16 protein-coding genes are annotated in these 15,755 nt (G+C 38.6%); 4 read left to right on the top strand and 12 right to left on the bottom strand.

The features are described from left to right. Nucleotides 1–76: 76 nt before the first annotated feature. Complete coding sequence (locus JN11_RS20660) at nucleotides 77–1,294, bottom strand: exo-beta-N-acetylmuramidase NamZ family protein (protein ID WP_144915690.1); 1,218 nt, start codon at nucleotides 1,292–1,294, stop codon at nucleotides 77–79. Nucleotides 1,295–1,351: 57 nt separating this feature from the next. Here JN11_RS20660 and JN11_RS20655 point away from each other — a divergent pair, with 57 nt between their 5' ends. Beyond that, nucleotides 1,352–2,599 (top strand): ABC transporter permease, encoded by a 1,248-nt coding sequence (locus JN11_RS20655; RefSeq protein ID WP_262713299.1) that lies wholly within the window; start codon nucleotides 1,352–1,354, stop codon nucleotides 2,597–2,599. 8 nt (nucleotides 2,600–2,607) lie between these two features. Here JN11_RS20655 and JN11_RS20650 read toward each other — a convergent pair whose 3' ends face one another. From JN11_RS20650 to mazG, 5 genes are all read right to left on the bottom strand, one after another. Next, nucleotides 2,608–3,369: an outer membrane beta-barrel protein gene (locus tag JN11_RS20650; protein ID WP_144915686.1), complete on the bottom strand. Its 762-nt coding sequence runs from the start codon at nucleotides 3,367–3,369 to the stop codon at nucleotides 2,608–2,610. Between the two features lie 24 nt (nucleotides 3,370–3,393). Then, nucleotides 3,394–4,932 (bottom strand): hypothetical protein, encoded by a 1,539-nt coding sequence (locus JN11_RS20645; RefSeq protein WP_144915684.1) that lies wholly within the window; start codon nucleotides 4,930–4,932, stop codon nucleotides 3,394–3,396. Continuing rightward, entirely contained in the window at nucleotides 4,913–5,479 is a 567-nt protein-coding gene (locus JN11_RS20640; RefSeq protein ID WP_144915681.1) for an RNA polymerase sigma factor, read from the bottom strand. Before JN11_RS20640 ends, JN11_RS20645 begins: the two co-directional genes overlap by 20 nt. Before the next feature lie 213 nt (nucleotides 5,480–5,692). After that, on the bottom strand, nucleotides 5,693–6,139 hold the full coding sequence (locus JN11_RS20635) for a hypothetical protein (RefSeq protein WP_144915679.1): 447 nt from the start codon (nucleotides 6,137–6,139) through the stop codon (nucleotides 5,693–5,695). Nucleotides 6,140–6,199: 60 nt separating this feature from the next. Beyond that, nucleotides 6,200–7,003, bottom strand: coding sequence for a nucleoside triphosphate pyrophosphohydrolase (mazG, locus tag JN11_RS20630; protein WP_144915664.1), 804 nt, complete (start codon nucleotides 7,001–7,003; stop codon nucleotides 6,200–6,202). A gap of 71 nt (nucleotides 7,004–7,074) precedes the next feature. Between mazG and JN11_RS20625 the strand changes: the two genes are divergently transcribed. Further along, a complete protein-coding gene (locus JN11_RS20625) occupies nucleotides 7,075–7,872 on the top strand; it encodes an ankyrin repeat domain-containing protein (RefSeq protein WP_246139064.1) in 798 nt (265 codons plus the stop codon). 61 nt (nucleotides 7,873–7,933) lie between these two features. Here JN11_RS20625 and mnmD read toward each other — a convergent pair whose 3' ends face one another. From mnmD to JN11_RS20610, 3 genes are all read right to left on the bottom strand, one after another. Beyond that, nucleotides 7,934–8,638 (bottom strand): tRNA (5-methylaminomethyl-2-thiouridine)(34)-methyltransferase MnmD, encoded by a 705-nt coding sequence (gene mnmD, locus JN11_RS20620; RefSeq protein WP_211360867.1) that lies wholly within the window; start codon nucleotides 8,636–8,638, stop codon nucleotides 7,934–7,936. A gap of 21 nt (nucleotides 8,639–8,659) precedes the next feature. Further along, the gene (locus tag JN11_RS20615; RefSeq protein ID WP_144915660.1) at nucleotides 8,660–10,018 is read right to left on the bottom strand and encodes an MBL fold metallo-hydrolase; all 1,359 of its coding nucleotides are present in this window, start codon (nucleotides 10,016–10,018) and stop codon (nucleotides 8,660–8,662) included. 144 nt (nucleotides 10,019–10,162) lie between these two features. Continuing rightward, entirely contained in the window at nucleotides 10,163–10,519 is a 357-nt protein-coding gene (locus JN11_RS20610) for a hypothetical protein (protein ID WP_144915659.1), read from the bottom strand. Nucleotides 10,520–10,666: 147 nt separating this feature from the next. Here JN11_RS20610 and JN11_RS20605 point away from each other — a divergent pair, with 147 nt between their 5' ends. Both JN11_RS20605 and JN11_RS20600 read left to right on the top strand, forming a co-directional pair. Continuing rightward, nucleotides 10,667–10,996: a single-stranded DNA-binding protein gene (locus tag JN11_RS20605; RefSeq protein WP_144915657.1), complete on the top strand. Its 330-nt coding sequence runs from the start codon at nucleotides 10,667–10,669 to the stop codon at nucleotides 10,994–10,996. Nucleotides 10,997–11,015: 19 nt separating this feature from the next. After that, nucleotides 11,016–11,534, top strand: a complete 519-nt coding sequence (locus JN11_RS20600) for a hypothetical protein (RefSeq protein WP_144915656.1) — start codon at nucleotides 11,016–11,018, stop codon at nucleotides 11,532–11,534. Nucleotides 11,535–11,595: 61 nt separating this feature from the next. Here JN11_RS20600 and JN11_RS20595 read toward each other — a convergent pair whose 3' ends face one another. The 3 genes from JN11_RS20595 to JN11_RS20585 all read right to left on the bottom strand — a co-directional run bounded on the left by JN11_RS20595 (nucleotide 11,596) and on the right by JN11_RS20585 (nucleotide 15,604). After that, on the bottom strand, nucleotides 11,596–13,029 hold the full coding sequence (locus JN11_RS20595; RefSeq protein ID WP_144915654.1) for a PAS domain S-box protein: 1,434 nt from the start codon (nucleotides 13,027–13,029) through the stop codon (nucleotides 11,596–11,598). Nucleotides 13,030–13,116: 87 nt separating this feature from the next. After that, nucleotides 13,117–13,821, bottom strand: coding sequence for an SDR family NAD(P)-dependent oxidoreductase (locus JN11_RS20590; protein WP_144915652.1), 705 nt, complete (start codon nucleotides 13,819–13,821; stop codon nucleotides 13,117–13,119). 4 nt (nucleotides 13,822–13,825) lie between these two features. Further along, complete coding sequence (locus tag JN11_RS20585; protein WP_144915651.1) at nucleotides 13,826–15,604, bottom strand: aromatic amino acid hydroxylase; 1,779 nt, start codon at nucleotides 15,602–15,604, stop codon at nucleotides 13,826–13,828. Nucleotides 15,605–15,755 lie beyond the last annotated feature (151 nt).

The following is a 15,755-nucleotide window of genomic DNA, read 5'->3' as shown; positions in this document are numbered from 1 at the left end:
TTTAAGGCTTGATGCTGGTTGACGTGTATTAACAATAATTATTTACCATCGTGTGGCAATTTGCCCCGTTTTTAAACTACAGGTACAATAGGTATTTTTTGCGGATGGCTTTATAATTGCTTAAAGCGGGTTCCCAGCTTGCCCGTATTTCCTGCTCGCTTTTGCCAGCCTCTATTTGTTTTCGTAGCGCTTCGGTACCGGTAAGTTTGGTGAAATATGGCGTAAAAAAGTGCTCTTTATCCGGGAAGGCTTTGTACAATTCTATTAACCAGGATAAGTTGAGTTTGCCGGAAATATGAATTTTCTTTGTATCGTAATCCTTCAAATTAATGCCATAGCAAACTTTATTTTTTTGCGGTGGATCTTCACTCATGCCGGGAATACTTACCGGTTTAAATGAATAAGTATACTTGCCCGCCAGAGAAGGATGGCCTATCTGTACAAATGGGGAAAAGGTACCACGACCAACACTAAGTGTGGTGCCTTCAAACAAACAAACCGAAGGATACAGTAAAATTGACTGATCTGTATTTAAATTAGGCGAAGGATTTACCGGCAGTGTATAACTCATATCATGAAGATAATTACCCACCTTAATGATTTTTAATTTGCACTGAACATGGTTTTTAAGCCAGCCTTCACCGTTAAGCATTTGTGCGTATTCGGCAATGGTTAAACCGTGCACAATTGGAATAGGGTTGAGGCCAACAAATGAACGGTAGGCAGTATCTAATACAGGCCCGTCAACATAAAAACCGTTGGGGTTGGGTCTGTCCAGTATCATCAGCTCAATGTTGTTTTCTGCGCAGGCTTCCATCACATATTGCAGGGTTGACATATAAGTGTAAAACCGTGCGCCAACATCCTGAATATCAAATATCATTAAGTTAATTCCCTGTAAATCTTCGGGTGTGGGCTTAAGGTGCTTGCCGTATAGTGAGATTACTGGCAGGCCTGTTTTTTTATCTATATCATCACTTACTCCAGCACCATTACTGGCATCGCCCCTGAAACCATGTTCGGGGCCGAATATTTTTTTTACCGAAACATGTAGCTTTAACAGGCTATCAACACTAGGGGTAAGGTTTTTACCAATAACCGAAGTTTGGTTAATCACCATCCCAATGTTTTTGCCTTTCAGGTAGCTAAGGTAAAGCTCCGTTTGATCGGCACCCGGAACAATCCTTATCTGTTTAGTAATACGATGTGTTTTATATGGCGTTTGGGCAGCTGCCGTAGCTCCCAGCAATATACCGAATACAACAGTTTGGAAAAGTATTTTCAGTTTAATCATAAAAATTTCTGCTAAACAATTTTAAAACTATCAGTTTTAGATGGCAAAACCGCATATTTGCGAAGGTACAAAAAAACACGTGCATTGAATTTCGCCTATTACATAGCAAACCGCATCACATTTAAAACTAAGCGTACATTTTCAAAATTAATTGTGCGTATAGCCATTATTGGTATTATGCTGGGTTTGGGGGTAATGATATTATCGCTGGCCATAGTGCGCGGATTTAAGCACGAGATAAAAGAAAAAGTAAGGGGTTTTGCCGGCGATTTACAGGTGGTGAAATTCGATCTTAATAACTCATTCGAAAATTCACCTTTTCAGCAAAATGCTACTTTTGAAAAAAAGGCTTTAAGTAATCCTTTGATCACTAATGTAATGCCTTTTGCCACTAAGCCGGGTATCATCAAATCAAAAAATGAAATTGAAGGTATAGTGCTGAAATGCGTTGATAAAACTTACGATTGGTCGTTTTTTAAAAATAATATGGTTGCCGGTGATGTTATTGATTTTAAGGATACCACCGAATCAAAAAAACAGTTACTGATTTCACAAATTATTGCCGACCGCCTACGCCTGAAAGTGGGAGATAAAATTTTAATGTATTTTGTGCAGGAACCACTTAGGGTAAGGCCATTTACTATTAAGGGCATTTATAGTTTTGGGATTGAGGATGTAGATAAAAGCTATGTTGTTGGCGATTTATCATTAATAACCCGGCTTAACAGCTGGAACGATGATGAAATAGGGGGGTATGAAATTAAAATTGCCGACTTTAATCGCCTGGATGAAGCCAGTGATGCCATAAACAATATACTGCCCGTAAAACTAAAATCATATACAGTAGTGGATAATTACCCAACCATATTTGCATGGCTGGGTTTGCTGGATGGTAATACCAAAGTAGTACTGGTGTTGATGATAATGGTAGCCGTTATCAATATGATATCTGCCTTGTTAATTATGATATTGGAACGCACTACCATGATTGGTATGTTAAAAGCACTTGGCGCCACTAATTGGAGCATACGCCAGGTATTCTTATATAATGCTTTTTACCTTATTAGTATTGGAATGATACTGGGTAATTTATTTGGCCTTGGTGCTGGATATTTTCAATACAGCACCCGCTTTTTTAAGCTCGACCAGGCATCTTATTATATGAACTTTGTACCCATACAATTTAACTGGAGCGACTTACTCTTACTTAATGCAGGCACGCTTGTTATTTGTTTGCTGGTGATGATACTTCCATCAATGCTGGTAACCAAAATTACCCCGGTTAAGGCGATAAGGTTTAAATAAAGCCTCAATTAAAATATCCTGTAACTTATACCGAAACGTAACAGTTCGCTTTGGGCTTTATAAACAATGGGCGAATCGTTAAGCAGATTTTTGGTATAATTGGTTAGTCCATGGGCAAAACTTGCTGTTACACCCCATTTTTTATAAAGAACGGCTGCACCAAATTTAAGGCGTACATCTGTTAGCGGTTTTACTTCCTTATAATCGGTTTCGTAAACTGTACCATCAGTTGTGGTGGCTTTTCCTTTGTCGTATGAGTTTATGCCGAAACCAATATCTATTCCAGGCATTAAATCAATATTGATTTTTTTGGTTTTTATGCGATAACCTATGTAAGGGTTCAAGTTTATAAACTGATCCTGCAATATGGTACTGCCTTTAGCTGGCAGTGACGGATTGAAAGGGGCATAATAAAGGGGATTGAGTACAGACTCTTCTAATTCAAATTCAAGAGGAAAAACACTGGTTATATTTGTTTTGCTTCTTAAAATATTATAGCCTGCTTGTATTCCGGTAATAAAGCCGCCTTTGCTTACATATTGCGCCTGTACATCAGCTCCATAACTGAATGCATTTTTATTTCCATACGGATTATTGGTGTAATTTTGCTTAGGTGTTGTGCCATTTTGTATAATAACAGAAGTAGACGATGCAGAGTTACCCGAATAATGAAATAAGCCGGAGTTAGCCTGAAAAGATAATTCAAATTTTTGCGCATGTAATTGCGATGCCAGAAACAATGCGAGTAGGCTTAGGTAAAGTTTTTTCATGATGAATTGATTGGGTTTGAGATTTTATTTTTTGGTTGAAAAATTAAATTTCAGGTTTATGCCCCCTGCTCCAAAACGAATTTGCTGTGCCCCCAATCCTTCAAGCGGGTATTTTAAAAATGGCTCAATAACCATGCGGTTTTTGCCTAAAGGATAGCCAACCCCAAAGGCCAGGTTGAGTGTTTTGGCAAAATAAAAGCCATCAAAGTTTTTTGTTGTAGTAGCACCCTGGGTTTGTTGCAAAGTGGCAGAATTTACCGTAGGATAATTATAATAATAAGTATATGATTGATTGATAAAGGTGCCCGAGCTTAGGCCTGCAAGTATATAAGTATCGCTTTTTTGCGGGTTAAGTTCGTATTTCAAATTCATAGGTACATCTAATCCAACCAGACTGGCATTATAATTTTTTATTGATGGCGTTGCTGCCAGGAAGTATTTACTACCCTCAGCTGCCGCAGCCATAAGTGGCGCAGCTGTATTAATAGAGGAAGCTCCCGAATAACTCAATGTATTTTGACCAATGGCTACCCCGGTAACCAGTTTAAGATTGTTACTGATCTTAATATCTGACGAAAAACCTGCACCAACATTTACTTCCTGATCACTGCCTTTTGCATAGCTGAAATAGGTGGCAGCATATACGCCAAAATGAACCCGTTTATCGCTGTTTTTCTTATCGTTTTTCTTTGTTGTTGTTTGCTTATCGGCAGCAAACATATCATCTATTGTTTTTTTGGCTGGTTGGGGCTTTGATGTTGTTTTAATCACTGTTGCAGTATCTACCTTTGTAATAGCGGCAAATTGTTGGGCCGAGCTTTTATTTGCAGGCTTTCCAATACTATCAGCATCTTCATTAGCAGCCAAACTTTCTTGTATGGGTTTGTCTATTAAGCCTGGTTGCTGGTTAGCCCGATGCTGAGCATTTTTACCTCCCCTAATCTTATCAGGTTTGGATGCAACTAATGTATTAGCTGCTAAACTGTTTTCTGCTACATTAACCTGGCTCCCCGGAATTAAATGCCCATGTCTATTTTCCTTTTTATTCTTTGTTTTTTGGATACCAGCAACCTGCAATTCATCTTGTTTTGCTGATGACTGTGATTGTTTTACCGTATTGCTTTTTACTCTTTGCGTATCCGAAAACTGTGTATTATCCGGTTGAGTGTTTTGCTGTGAGGTGTTGCCCTTTGTTTTTTGTACTTCAGCAATTTGCTGCCGATTGTCTTTTATTGTTTGCTTTAAATATTTTACAGAATCGTTTTTTGTTTTTGGATTAATGCTTGCTGGCGTATTATTCAATTTTACATGTTGATGGGCATAATTTTTTGTGGTGGCGTTATTACCATTCTTCTCGAAATACCACAAGCCAATACCTAGAAAAATCAACAAAACAGCAGCAGCCGAGCCCCGCCAAAACCAGATAAGGCCACGGCGTTTTGACTCATCCTCCGGAAATTTTTCACGCAGCAGCAACCAGCCTTCATCGGCAGTGATGTCTTCAAGGTTTTCAAACACCTCCTGTATGCGCTTTTTTAATTCGTTATCCAGTTGTTCGTCCATTATTTTGTGCTTCTGCCTTTAGCATATTTCTTAATCGTTCTTTGGCCCTGCTCAAATAAACCCTTGATGAGCTGGGAGGGATGGATAATAGCCCGGCTATTTCGTCGTGATTATATCCATCAATCTCATATAAGTTAAAAATGGTTAATTGTATGGCCGGCAGTTCTTTCATTAATTTTAATATGTCCTGTACATTAAGGTCGTCAATAGCCTTTGCTGCATGGCTTAGGGGCATTGCCTCATCCAGTTCAATATTCAACTGAAATTTGAGGTCTTTACGTCTCCTGTCAATTGCCGTATTTACCATAATGGTTCGCAGCCAGGCCTTAAATGATTTGCTGCTGTCGAATTGGTTTATGGCATTGAATATTTTTATAAAACCATCATTTACAACCTCTAACGCATCATCACGATTCAGGCTGTAACGCAAACTAATGCCCATGGCGTAGCCATAGAAATGCTTATACAGCATTTCCTGATATTTTAGGCTACCTGTTTTGCATTTGCTGATAATTTCTTCTTCAGCTATGCCCCGGGACTGATGCATTAAGTGTGTTTAGTTCTGCCTGAATTTTTGTTTTTTATATCCTTTACGGGATAAAGGACAATATCGCTACAGATGATTGAAAATAAGTTGATTAAAATAAGAAAGTTGATCAGGCTGATTAAGTTTTATTAATGGAAATAGTTGAATAATTACTATTTTGCCATTTTAACTTCACCAACTGGTCAACTTAATTAACCCGGTTAACCGTAAAACTTAGTTTGTTTTCTTTAAATCATATTCCAATACCAACGTATCCAGTGGGCTTGCTGTAAGCATTTGAAATACGGAAGAACCATCATAATAATATTGATAAATACCGTTTAAGTGAGTTTTTGTTGGGGTACCTGTTTTAGGATAAGTAGCATCCTGAAAATCAATGTAATTAGAATTAATGGCATAAGCACCATGGCTTCCTGCCTGTAAGGTTGAAGTATCGCCAGTGACCGAGTAGCCGGTAGTTGCATTTAACACAAGTTGTATGTTGGCTGATGATGTATCATGTACACCTGTGGTTAAATTATTGCGTATCAGCCTAAATTGCCCGGTGAAAGTTCCGGTTGGATAATTGGTTGGCGTTGGTGTGTTTTTGTTGCTTATGCAGCCACTTGCCAATGCCAATATGGTAACCGTAAAAAGAGAGTAAAGTAATTTAGATTTCATATGCTAATTTTTAGGGTTTACGTAGGTTTTCTTAATAACGCTACAATATATCAGCATATTTTATATTTTTTTAGCTTCTTCCCAAAAAATATCCATTTCGGCCAAACTCATATCATGTAACTGCTTTCCGTTTTCTTTTGCCTTGGTTTCCAGATACTGAAAACGCTTAATAAACTTACGGTTAGTTTTTTCCAAAGCATCCTCGGGGTTTATATTGATAAAGCGGGCATAATTTATTAATGAGAACAACAGATCGCCAAATTCGCCTTCTGCTTTTTCATGATCAATAGTGCTTTCATCTTCAGCATTAAATTCATTTTTAAACTCTTGCAGTTCTTCTTCTACCTTTGCCCAAACTTGTTTTTTCTCTTCCCAGTCAAATCCTACACCACGCGCCTTTTCTTGTATCCGGGATGCTTTTACCAAAGCTGGTAATGATAATGGAACCCCGCCTAATACTGATTTATTGCCTTCTTTAAGTTTTATCTGTTCCCAGTTGCGTTTTACATCATCTTCATTCTGTACATCAACATCACCATAAATATGCGGATGTCGGTTTACCAGTTTATCGCAAATGCTGTTTAAAACATCGGTAATATTAAAATCATTTGTTTCTGACGCAATACGGGCATAAAATACCAGATGAAGCATGATATCGCCCAATTCCTTTTTTATTTCGGGCATGTCTGCACTTAAAATGGCATCCGATAGCTCATAAGTCTCCTCAATGGTTAAATGGCGCAGACTTTCGAGTGTTTGTTTTTTGTCCCATGGGCAATTTAAACGCAGGTCGTCCATAATGGTAAGCAGCCTGGTAAAAGCACTTTCGGGTGTTACCGCAGTTGATGGTGGTATTAATGCCATAAAAAATATTTGATGTAAAAATAGGATTTAAGTATGAGAGTCGGAAAGTATCCTGAAACCAGAAATAAAGTATGTCAATATCTTTATTTAACTTTATTTATCATCAATTTATTAAAACAATGCGAGCCTATAATGATGTTATTTATGCGGTTGAGGTACATTCGGTTGAAGGGATACAGAAATATTTTGCTGATGGTGGAACACCTGATGATATTTTACCCGATGGAACACCGCTTTTCACCACAATAGTTGAAATGTACACCCGCACATCCCGTTTTAAGGACTGTGTGAAAGCTTTTATTGATGCCGGTTTACAGTTTGAAGATAAAGCTCTTTTGTATGTATTAATTGATGATGCTGTTAAGTTTGAATCAATAATTAAACAAACGCCTGATATTAAACATAAAATCTATCAGTTATATAATAATACCTATACACCGTTAACGGGCGGAACTTTAATGCATTTTTGCGCGGAATATAATTCTGTTGCCTGTGCAAGGGTTTTACTAAAGCATGGAGCCGACATTAATGCTAGGGCAGCCTTTGATGATTATGGATTTGGCGGCCATACCCCAATTTTCCATACCGTTAACCAAAATAATAATAACTCGGCAGATATGCTTGATTTTTTACTTGAAAATTCAGCTGATCTAAAAATTACCGTTAAGGGGCTGATATGGGGAAAAGGATATGAGTGGGAAACATTTATTCCGGCTGTAAATCCAATTTCCTATGCAATGATGGGATCTCTTCCCCAGATGCATCGTGATGAAGATGCAGTAACCAAGGTGGTAGCCAAACTTATCAAGCATGCTTACGGTATTGATTACACCCCACCAAATGTGCCTAACCAGTATTTAAAGCATTAATAATGATCGGGAGCTTGCACATGGAAATTTTGTGGTTGAAAAATAAATACAATCACGCAAATCAAATGAAATTGGCAGTTGCGCGTAACATTTCCCGCTTTCCTGGTGCACCAGGCGTTTTTTCTACCTTACAGCCTAAAGCTTTTAAAGACCGTTTAAGGTTCCCGGTAATGGCATAAGTTACAAATACGCCGCCCGGTTTTAAAAACTGTACAGTATGTGCTATAGCTGTTTCATCCCACATTTCGGGTTGATGAATGGCTGCAAAAGCATCAAAATAAATTACATCATATAGTTTATCTGATTGAAAATCCAATAGTTTGCAATGAGCTACTTGCAGCTGGCATGTAGGGGTGATGGCAACCGGGCCTGTTAAGCTTTTTGAATATTGATGAAGAAAAGATTGCCATGTTTCTGAAGAAATGTATTGATCATAGCCGGTTTGGCCAATCATTTCAGCGCTTAGGGGATAGGCTTCAATACCGGTATAATCGAGTTTGACTTTTTGATCGATACAAAAATCAGCGCTTAACAAAAAATTTAAACCTGTGCCAAAACCTACTTCTAAAATGGAAGCATTTGTTTCTTTTGATCCTGTTTCACTATGTAAATAATAGTCAAGGCCAGCGCTTACAAACACATGTTTGCTTTCTTGCAATGCCCCATGCTTTGAATGATAGTTTTCGCCTACCTGCGGGTTATAAATGGTGTTTGACCCATCTGCAGTTTCCACAATTCTCAGGTCATTCGTTGGTTCATGGTTCATTGTGAAACGTGCTTTATTAACTTAACCTATAACCTGCAACGTTTTATTTTGAATATCAACAATTGTTTCGCTCAAATCAAAAACCGGAACATTATTTATCGCGGCTGCTATAATACTTGCCGCAGCGGCTGAGCGATACCCGGCAGCACAATGCACCACTATGGGTTTATCGGTTGGAATCTCGCCTATACGTTCGCGTAATTCGGGTAATGGTATGGTATCGGCGTGGTTGAATATTAAGTTACTTTCCGTTTCGTTTGTATTACGTACATCAACTACCGTATAATTTTCTGATTGTGTTGTAAAGGTATTTATATCCAATTCGGGTGCTTTTTCTGTAGCGTTATCCGGAACTAACAAGGCACCTTTAATGTTTTGCTCATAGCCAATTTTGGCAGCTTTATAAATGGCTGTATCCAGATCGGTATCTGTGTTTCCAATTAAATAAAACAATTCTGTAGGGCTAACAATTGATCCCAGCCAGGTTTCGAATTTACCACCATCCTGTAAGTTAATGGCGCCTTTTACATGTCCGCTTCTAAACTGCTCCATTGGCCTGGTGTCAATTACCAGAATGTTTTCATCCAAAACACTGTTACGGTCTATCTTTAAAACAGCGGCAACGCTTTCTTTAAATGAAGGAGCCCCTTTTTTATTGAGTTCCACATCGGCAGTGAAATATTTAGGCACAAATGGCTGATCGGAAGTTAGTGTTTTAATAAACTGCAATTCATCCATTAATTGCAGGGCATAATTTTCGCGTAGTTCGCGGCCTATAGTGCTTTGCAGGTCAGGACTCATGTTTTTTCCGCATAATGAGCCTGGTCCGTGCGCTGGGTAAACCACCACATTATGAGGTAACTTCATCAGCTTATCGCGGGTAGAATGGTACATCTGGCGGGCAAGTTCTTCTTTTTTTGCAGTGGTATTGCCTACATTTTCGCGCAGATCGGGCCTACCAACATCGCCAACAAATAAAGTATCACCACTAAACAGGGCCTGCTCTTTGCCATTTTCATCTTCTGCCAAAATACAGATAGAATCAGGAGAGTGCCCTGGGGTGTTAATGGCTTTTAATTTTATGTCGTTTAGTTTAATGATATCACCATCATCAAAACTTTCGTGCGGGTATTCGGCACCGGTAAGTTTGCTTACATAAATAACCGCATCAGTTGTTTGATGTATCTCCAGGTGTGAGCTTACAAAATCTGCATGCGGATGGGTCTCAATTACCCCAACAATATCAGCATTATGCTGTTTAGCAAAGTCATAGTAGGGTTGCGGATCGCGTGCCGGGTCAATCACTATCATTTTGCCTGTTCTGATAACAGCATATGAACCATGGGCCAAACCCTTATCGTAAAATTGTTGGATAATCATTATGGGCGCAAAGATAATGTTATTTCGGATTTCAGAATTTGGATTTCAGATTTGTTGTTTTAGGATGACTTTTCGTGGGGATTTCGGATTTCGAATGTTCGATTTCGGATTTTTATTTTGAAATGATACTGGATAATAGCCTGCTTATTCCTCTCTTTTAACCAGCAAAAACTCATCGCCATCAAGGGGCAGGTAGCCGTACTCATAGCAAAAGTGGTAGGTTTTGCCATTTTGGGTTTGATAGCTGCGGGTGTGGTATTCAAAGTCAAATCCCTTAGCTGTTAATTTTTTACGGGTTGTTTTTGTCTTGCCAGTAGGGTTTAATTCTTCTAGAATACGCCTGTTACGTTTCAGTATATTATTGATATTCCTTATCAGGTTATAGCTGTTACTGTTTAGCTGATTGTTGTAATTGTTGCGGCACAGGTCATTACAAAACTTTTTATCGGCCCGGCCATGTAGTATAGTTCCGCAATCAAGACAACCTCTTTCTTCGCTCATGCTCTAAAGGTACATAAAATATTATCCGCTTGCAAACGATTGCAAATAGATATTGTCGACTGTAAATGGGTATTAACCGGATAAATCTTTGGGGAGCCTGCAACTTTGTATCAATCATTTAACAATACGAAATTTTAAATTTAGCACATGAACTCATTAAAAAACAGCGTACGCCTGGTAGGCAATTTAGGTATGGACCCGGAAGTAAAAAGCTTTGACAATAACAGAAAATTAGCGCGCTTTTCAATTGCCACTAATGAAAGCTATAAAAATGATAAGGGCGAAAAAGTAACCGAAACACAATGGCATAACCTGGTGCTTTGGGGCACACAGGCAAAACTTGCTGGCGATTATCTTAAAAAAGGCGATGAAGTAGCTATTGAAGGTAAACTATCAAACAGAAGCTACACTGATAAAGATGGCAACAAGCGCTATGTAAGCGAAGTGGTGGTTAATGAGTTTATGAAATTGAAATAACCTAAACCTTATTCAGTTTATGAAAAAGTACATTTTTATGGTGGCTGCAATGCTGCTGGCCTTTAATGCCGGTGCGCAAAAGCTTCAAAAGCCGGTAATTGATAAAATTACCGGCGATACCACTCTGGAGACGAAAGAAGAGCCTATGCAAAGTAAATTAAGCCTATCAACCCATCTTATAGGATGTAGCATTATGAAAGGCAAAGGTATTTATCTGTGTTTTCATCTGAGAGAAGGGTTTGTGGAATGGGATTTTTATGTAAGTGCAGGTGATAAGGCTATTATAAAGTTTGCCGACGGTAAACTGATTGAACTGGATGCCGCATTTGAGGATCATTCATCCATACATTATGATGCTACACCAATTTTTACAGCGGCTTATTTTTATTACTCATTAAACGGCGGGGATATCGATCAATTGAAGAATAATAAAATAGCTGTTATCAGAATAAATACCTCAATGGGGAATTTTGATTATGATATCAGTGACGGGAAATCGGAAATAGTTAAAAAGCAACTTGAATTAATAGCGAAGTGATATTCTTGAAAAGGAGCGGTCTGTTTTTTAAGATCGCTCTTCTATTTATATACACCAGTAATTAAGATCCGGAGTTTAGGAAGATTGTTTTTTCAACGATGGTATGAATTACACTATCAAGCTCTTTTGCGGTACTATCTAAGTGAGCCAGGATTTCTTTATTCATGGAATTATTGATGTAATCATGATCAAATAAGTTAACCAGTCCTAAAATGGTAGCTACCGGCCTTCTGATTTCATGCGAGCTGATGGTAGCAATTTCCTGAAGTCTTTTATTTTGATCGATGATATGATCCTGGTTTTTTTTATTCTCCATTAACACCCTTAAAATATTGGATGTCCGTTCAATCATTTGTAGTTCGTCAGGCTTTGGTTCGCGGGTAGTGGTATAATAAACAGCAAAAGTAGCCAGTACTTTGTAGTTATTTGCACTGATTATAGGGGTAGACCAACAAGCTTTAAGCCCAAAAGGTCTAATAATGTCCCGGAAATCATCCCATAATGGATCCGTTTCTACATTACTTACAATTACCTGTGAGCGATGATATGCTGAAGTTCCGCATGAACCGGCTTTAGGGCCAATGTCGGTTCCGTTTATGGCATCGCAATATTCTTTGTGCAGGCGTGGAGCGGCCAGGTGATATAGTCGTTCGTTGGCATCGTCTGCTTCCAGCACCGAGCAAATCATTTCCGGATATATTTCTTCAATGCCTTTTAATAATTCATTTATAGTTTGGGGAAAGGAATATAAGGCTGATGCATTTAACTCCAGAATGTTTTTTTCGAGGGCGAGTATAAGTTGCTGTATTTTCATAGAGGTAATATCCCTCACAAAAATCATTACTTCATTTTTATATGGGTATACATTAACACGTAGCCACCTTTTAGTATAATTGTTTAGGTATTGAAACTGACTTGAAATATTACCGTTAAAAGCATTTTCAAATTCTTTCATAATTTTGTCGGTTATACCTAAACTATGTAATTCTTTGAAATTGATTTTTTTAAGCTGTTTGGTTTTTAAGCCGGTAATAGCCTGAAAAGCCGGATTAAATGCGGTTATCTGCCAATTGGCATCAATAATAAAAAAGCCCTCGTTAAAACTTTGAATAATGTGCTGGATACTGTCGGATAAGCTTTTATCAGTGCCGTTTAATTTATTGGTTAAATTGATGCCGCTGGCATACACCAGATCGATATTTGAGTCGTACACCAGTGACCATTTGATATTATAATAAATACCATCAATAGCTTTTAGGCGACTTTCATAATCCGAAACTTCTTTTTTGTGCAATAATGTCTTCAGTAGTTCATCGTGCCTTCTAATATCAGCCGAGTGAGAAATAACGCTTATAGGTTTGCCGGTGATTTCTGCTTCCGAATATCCAATAGCTTTTCTGAAAGAAGCATTAGTTCGTTTTATTATTCCTTTTCTGTCCATGACACAAAAAAAATCGTTCGATTTGTCAAGAAGAAAAGAAAGCTTAGCATCCATTTTTTTTAATAAACAGAATAATTGGCAGTGTATGTGACGATATATAAAATTAAAGAAAAAGTATTTATTAAAGCAAATATAATTCCTCTAAGGAGTACTTACAGCCACAGGCAAAACCTTGCCATTAAAAAAGCGATGCCCTGTTATAGAAAAGTCAGCAATGTATTTCCCCATTTCGAAAGCCATTACCGGCGATTCATAACCGGGGAATGCTTTTTCGAGCATCTCTGTTTGTGCAGAACCCAAAGCTAAACAATTAACTTTTATTTCCTGTTCCGCAAGTTCCATTGCCAAACACTCTGTTAAGGTATGCAATGCTGATTTACTTGCTGAATAAGCAGCTAAACCCAGAAATTTAGCGCTTCCCTGAAAGCCACCCATGCTGCCAATATTTACAATATGAGAGCCTTTTGACATCAAGTGCAGTACAGATTGTATAATCCGAACATGGCCAATAAAATTGCTTTGCAGCATCTCCACAAAATCCAGCTCCTGTAGTTGTGCAAACGGTTTGTTAATGAGTACACCGGCATTATTGATCAGTACATCAACGCGGTTATCAAAATTGCTGCCTATAAATTGTTGTAAGCCTGCATAGTCATCATGTACAATATCGAAGGCAAGGGCATAGATTTCAGCTTGTGGGTTTAGGCCATGTGCAATTTCCAATAGCCTTTGCAGTTTTTCTTGTGAGCGCGATAGGGCAATTACCTTGTGTTTTCCGCTTAATATTAATTCGAGTGCAGCTTCAAACCCGACACCGCTGCTGGCTCCTGTAATAATGATGTTCATGCTACTAAACTACCAATTTTTGCTCAACAGGATACTTTATTAGATAAAATCCATCAGTTATCAGTTTTTTTAGTTCAGGTTCGTTTGATGCTTTTAGTTCAAGAAAGGTTTTTATTTCTGCGGCCACGCTGGCTTCAACTTCTTCATGCTCCAGTATTTCCAATATTTCCAGCGCGCAAAGCCAGTCGTTGTAATGGTTTTTTTGAAGGCGGAGCCATACATTGCCTAAAAAGCCAAAATCACCACCTGCATGCCGGCGGTTACGTACCTGCTGATAAAGCTGATGCAGTTCAATTGTATTTTTATCATAAACCTGGTGATGTGTTTCTGTATTTGATTTATAGGCTATCTCTACAAAGGCATCTTTATCGGCTGCTCCGCAAAAAACAGATACGATCTTTTCGCCTACGGCCATATCGTAAACACCCCAGGCAGGATCAAACAATACTTCACCATTTTTATTTTTTACAGTACAATGCTCAAAGGTAATTAGCTGAGTTTTGCCATTGGCTGTGTGTATTTTTGTTATGGTACCGTTAATGGTGATACCGCTTTCGAAGGATAAATTAGTTTCTTTACCTTCAGCTATGCCGAAATAGGCTAAATCTTCAACAGGCAAATCTTCCAGCGGTAGGGCATGATCTTTCAGTTTACCAACCGGCGAACTGAATCCATCCTGATGGTAATCTTTTCCATGACTACTTAATTGTTTGTTATCCACCGAAAGGGAAGTAGGCCCGCTGGTTTTAATAAAAGCCGGCTGATCATGCTTGCCATTTATAAATTCGGTAAACGTGCCCGATACTTGCAAACCCGAACTGAAAACAGCTGTACACGTATTTTTGCTTTCGATAGCCTTTTGCAGGCCATAAACACCTCCTTTACGGAAAGACATGGTATTGGCAAACTCCTCCAGTACATCAATCAGGTTTTGGAAAGTTGATGTTACAAACAGTTGAGGCTGCGCTTTCGTTATGTCGTAGGTATAGTTAATGGCGTCAATTGTATAGGGTAGTTTTTTTACACTATCCATCATACAGCTAACACTTTCGCCAATAGAAGAGAGCAGTCCTGCCCCGTAAATTTTAGGGTTTTGCAATGTTCCTATCAATCCGTACTCCACTGTCCACCAGTGTAAACGGCTTAACAGGGCCATTTCTGATGGTTTGCCTATGTTTTCCTGTCTGAATGCCACCAGTTCTTCTGCTTTTTTTATTTCGGCTTCATCTGCATCAGGCATTTCTTTTAATATTGACAGTGCCCTTATGGCTTCATATAATTCAAAATCCTGAGCCGAAAACATGGCTTTGGCACCTATCGATCCAAAATAACTCAGGTATTCATGATAGTCCTTATCTGCAATAATTGGGGCATGCCCAGCCGATTCGTGAATAATATCTGGAGCAGGGGTGTATTCAATATGCTTTAGCTGACGAATGTCTGCAGCAATTACCAATACGCGATAAGCCTGGTATTCCATAAAAGCAGCAGGAGGAATAAAGCCATCAACAGTAACTGCCCCCCAACCTATTTTGGCAAGGGCGTCATTCATTTCCTGCAAGCTGGGTATTTTTTCGATGGTTAATCCAGCTTTTTGCAGACCGGGGATGTAGGGGTAATAGGCAACATCTTTAAGGTAACTATAGTTCTGGCGCATTACGTAGCGCCAAACGGCATGGTCAACCGGGGTATAATGCTCGTAATGTTGTTCAACTATAAATTGTTTTAAATGCGCGGGCAATGCAGTAACCTGTGGGTTACCGAAATCATTAAAATGGCTCATTAATCAATCACTAACTGGTTTATAAGAGAACGTAAAATTAACGAAATAAGTTTATAAAGAATGGCAGGATAAATACACTATGGTGCAATGCTTTGTGTATCAGTATTATTGATAAATGGATAGAAGTAAATTGACAAAACGGAGACGCAAT

Source organism: Mucilaginibacter frigoritolerans (assembly GCF_007830615.1).
In the GTDB taxonomy this organism is placed as follows: domain Bacteria; phylum Bacteroidota; class Bacteroidia; order Sphingobacteriales; family Sphingobacteriaceae; genus Mucilaginibacter; species Mucilaginibacter frigoritolerans.
Note: the sequence above shows the minus strand (reverse complement) of the source record. Positions and strands in the feature narration are given on the sequence as shown.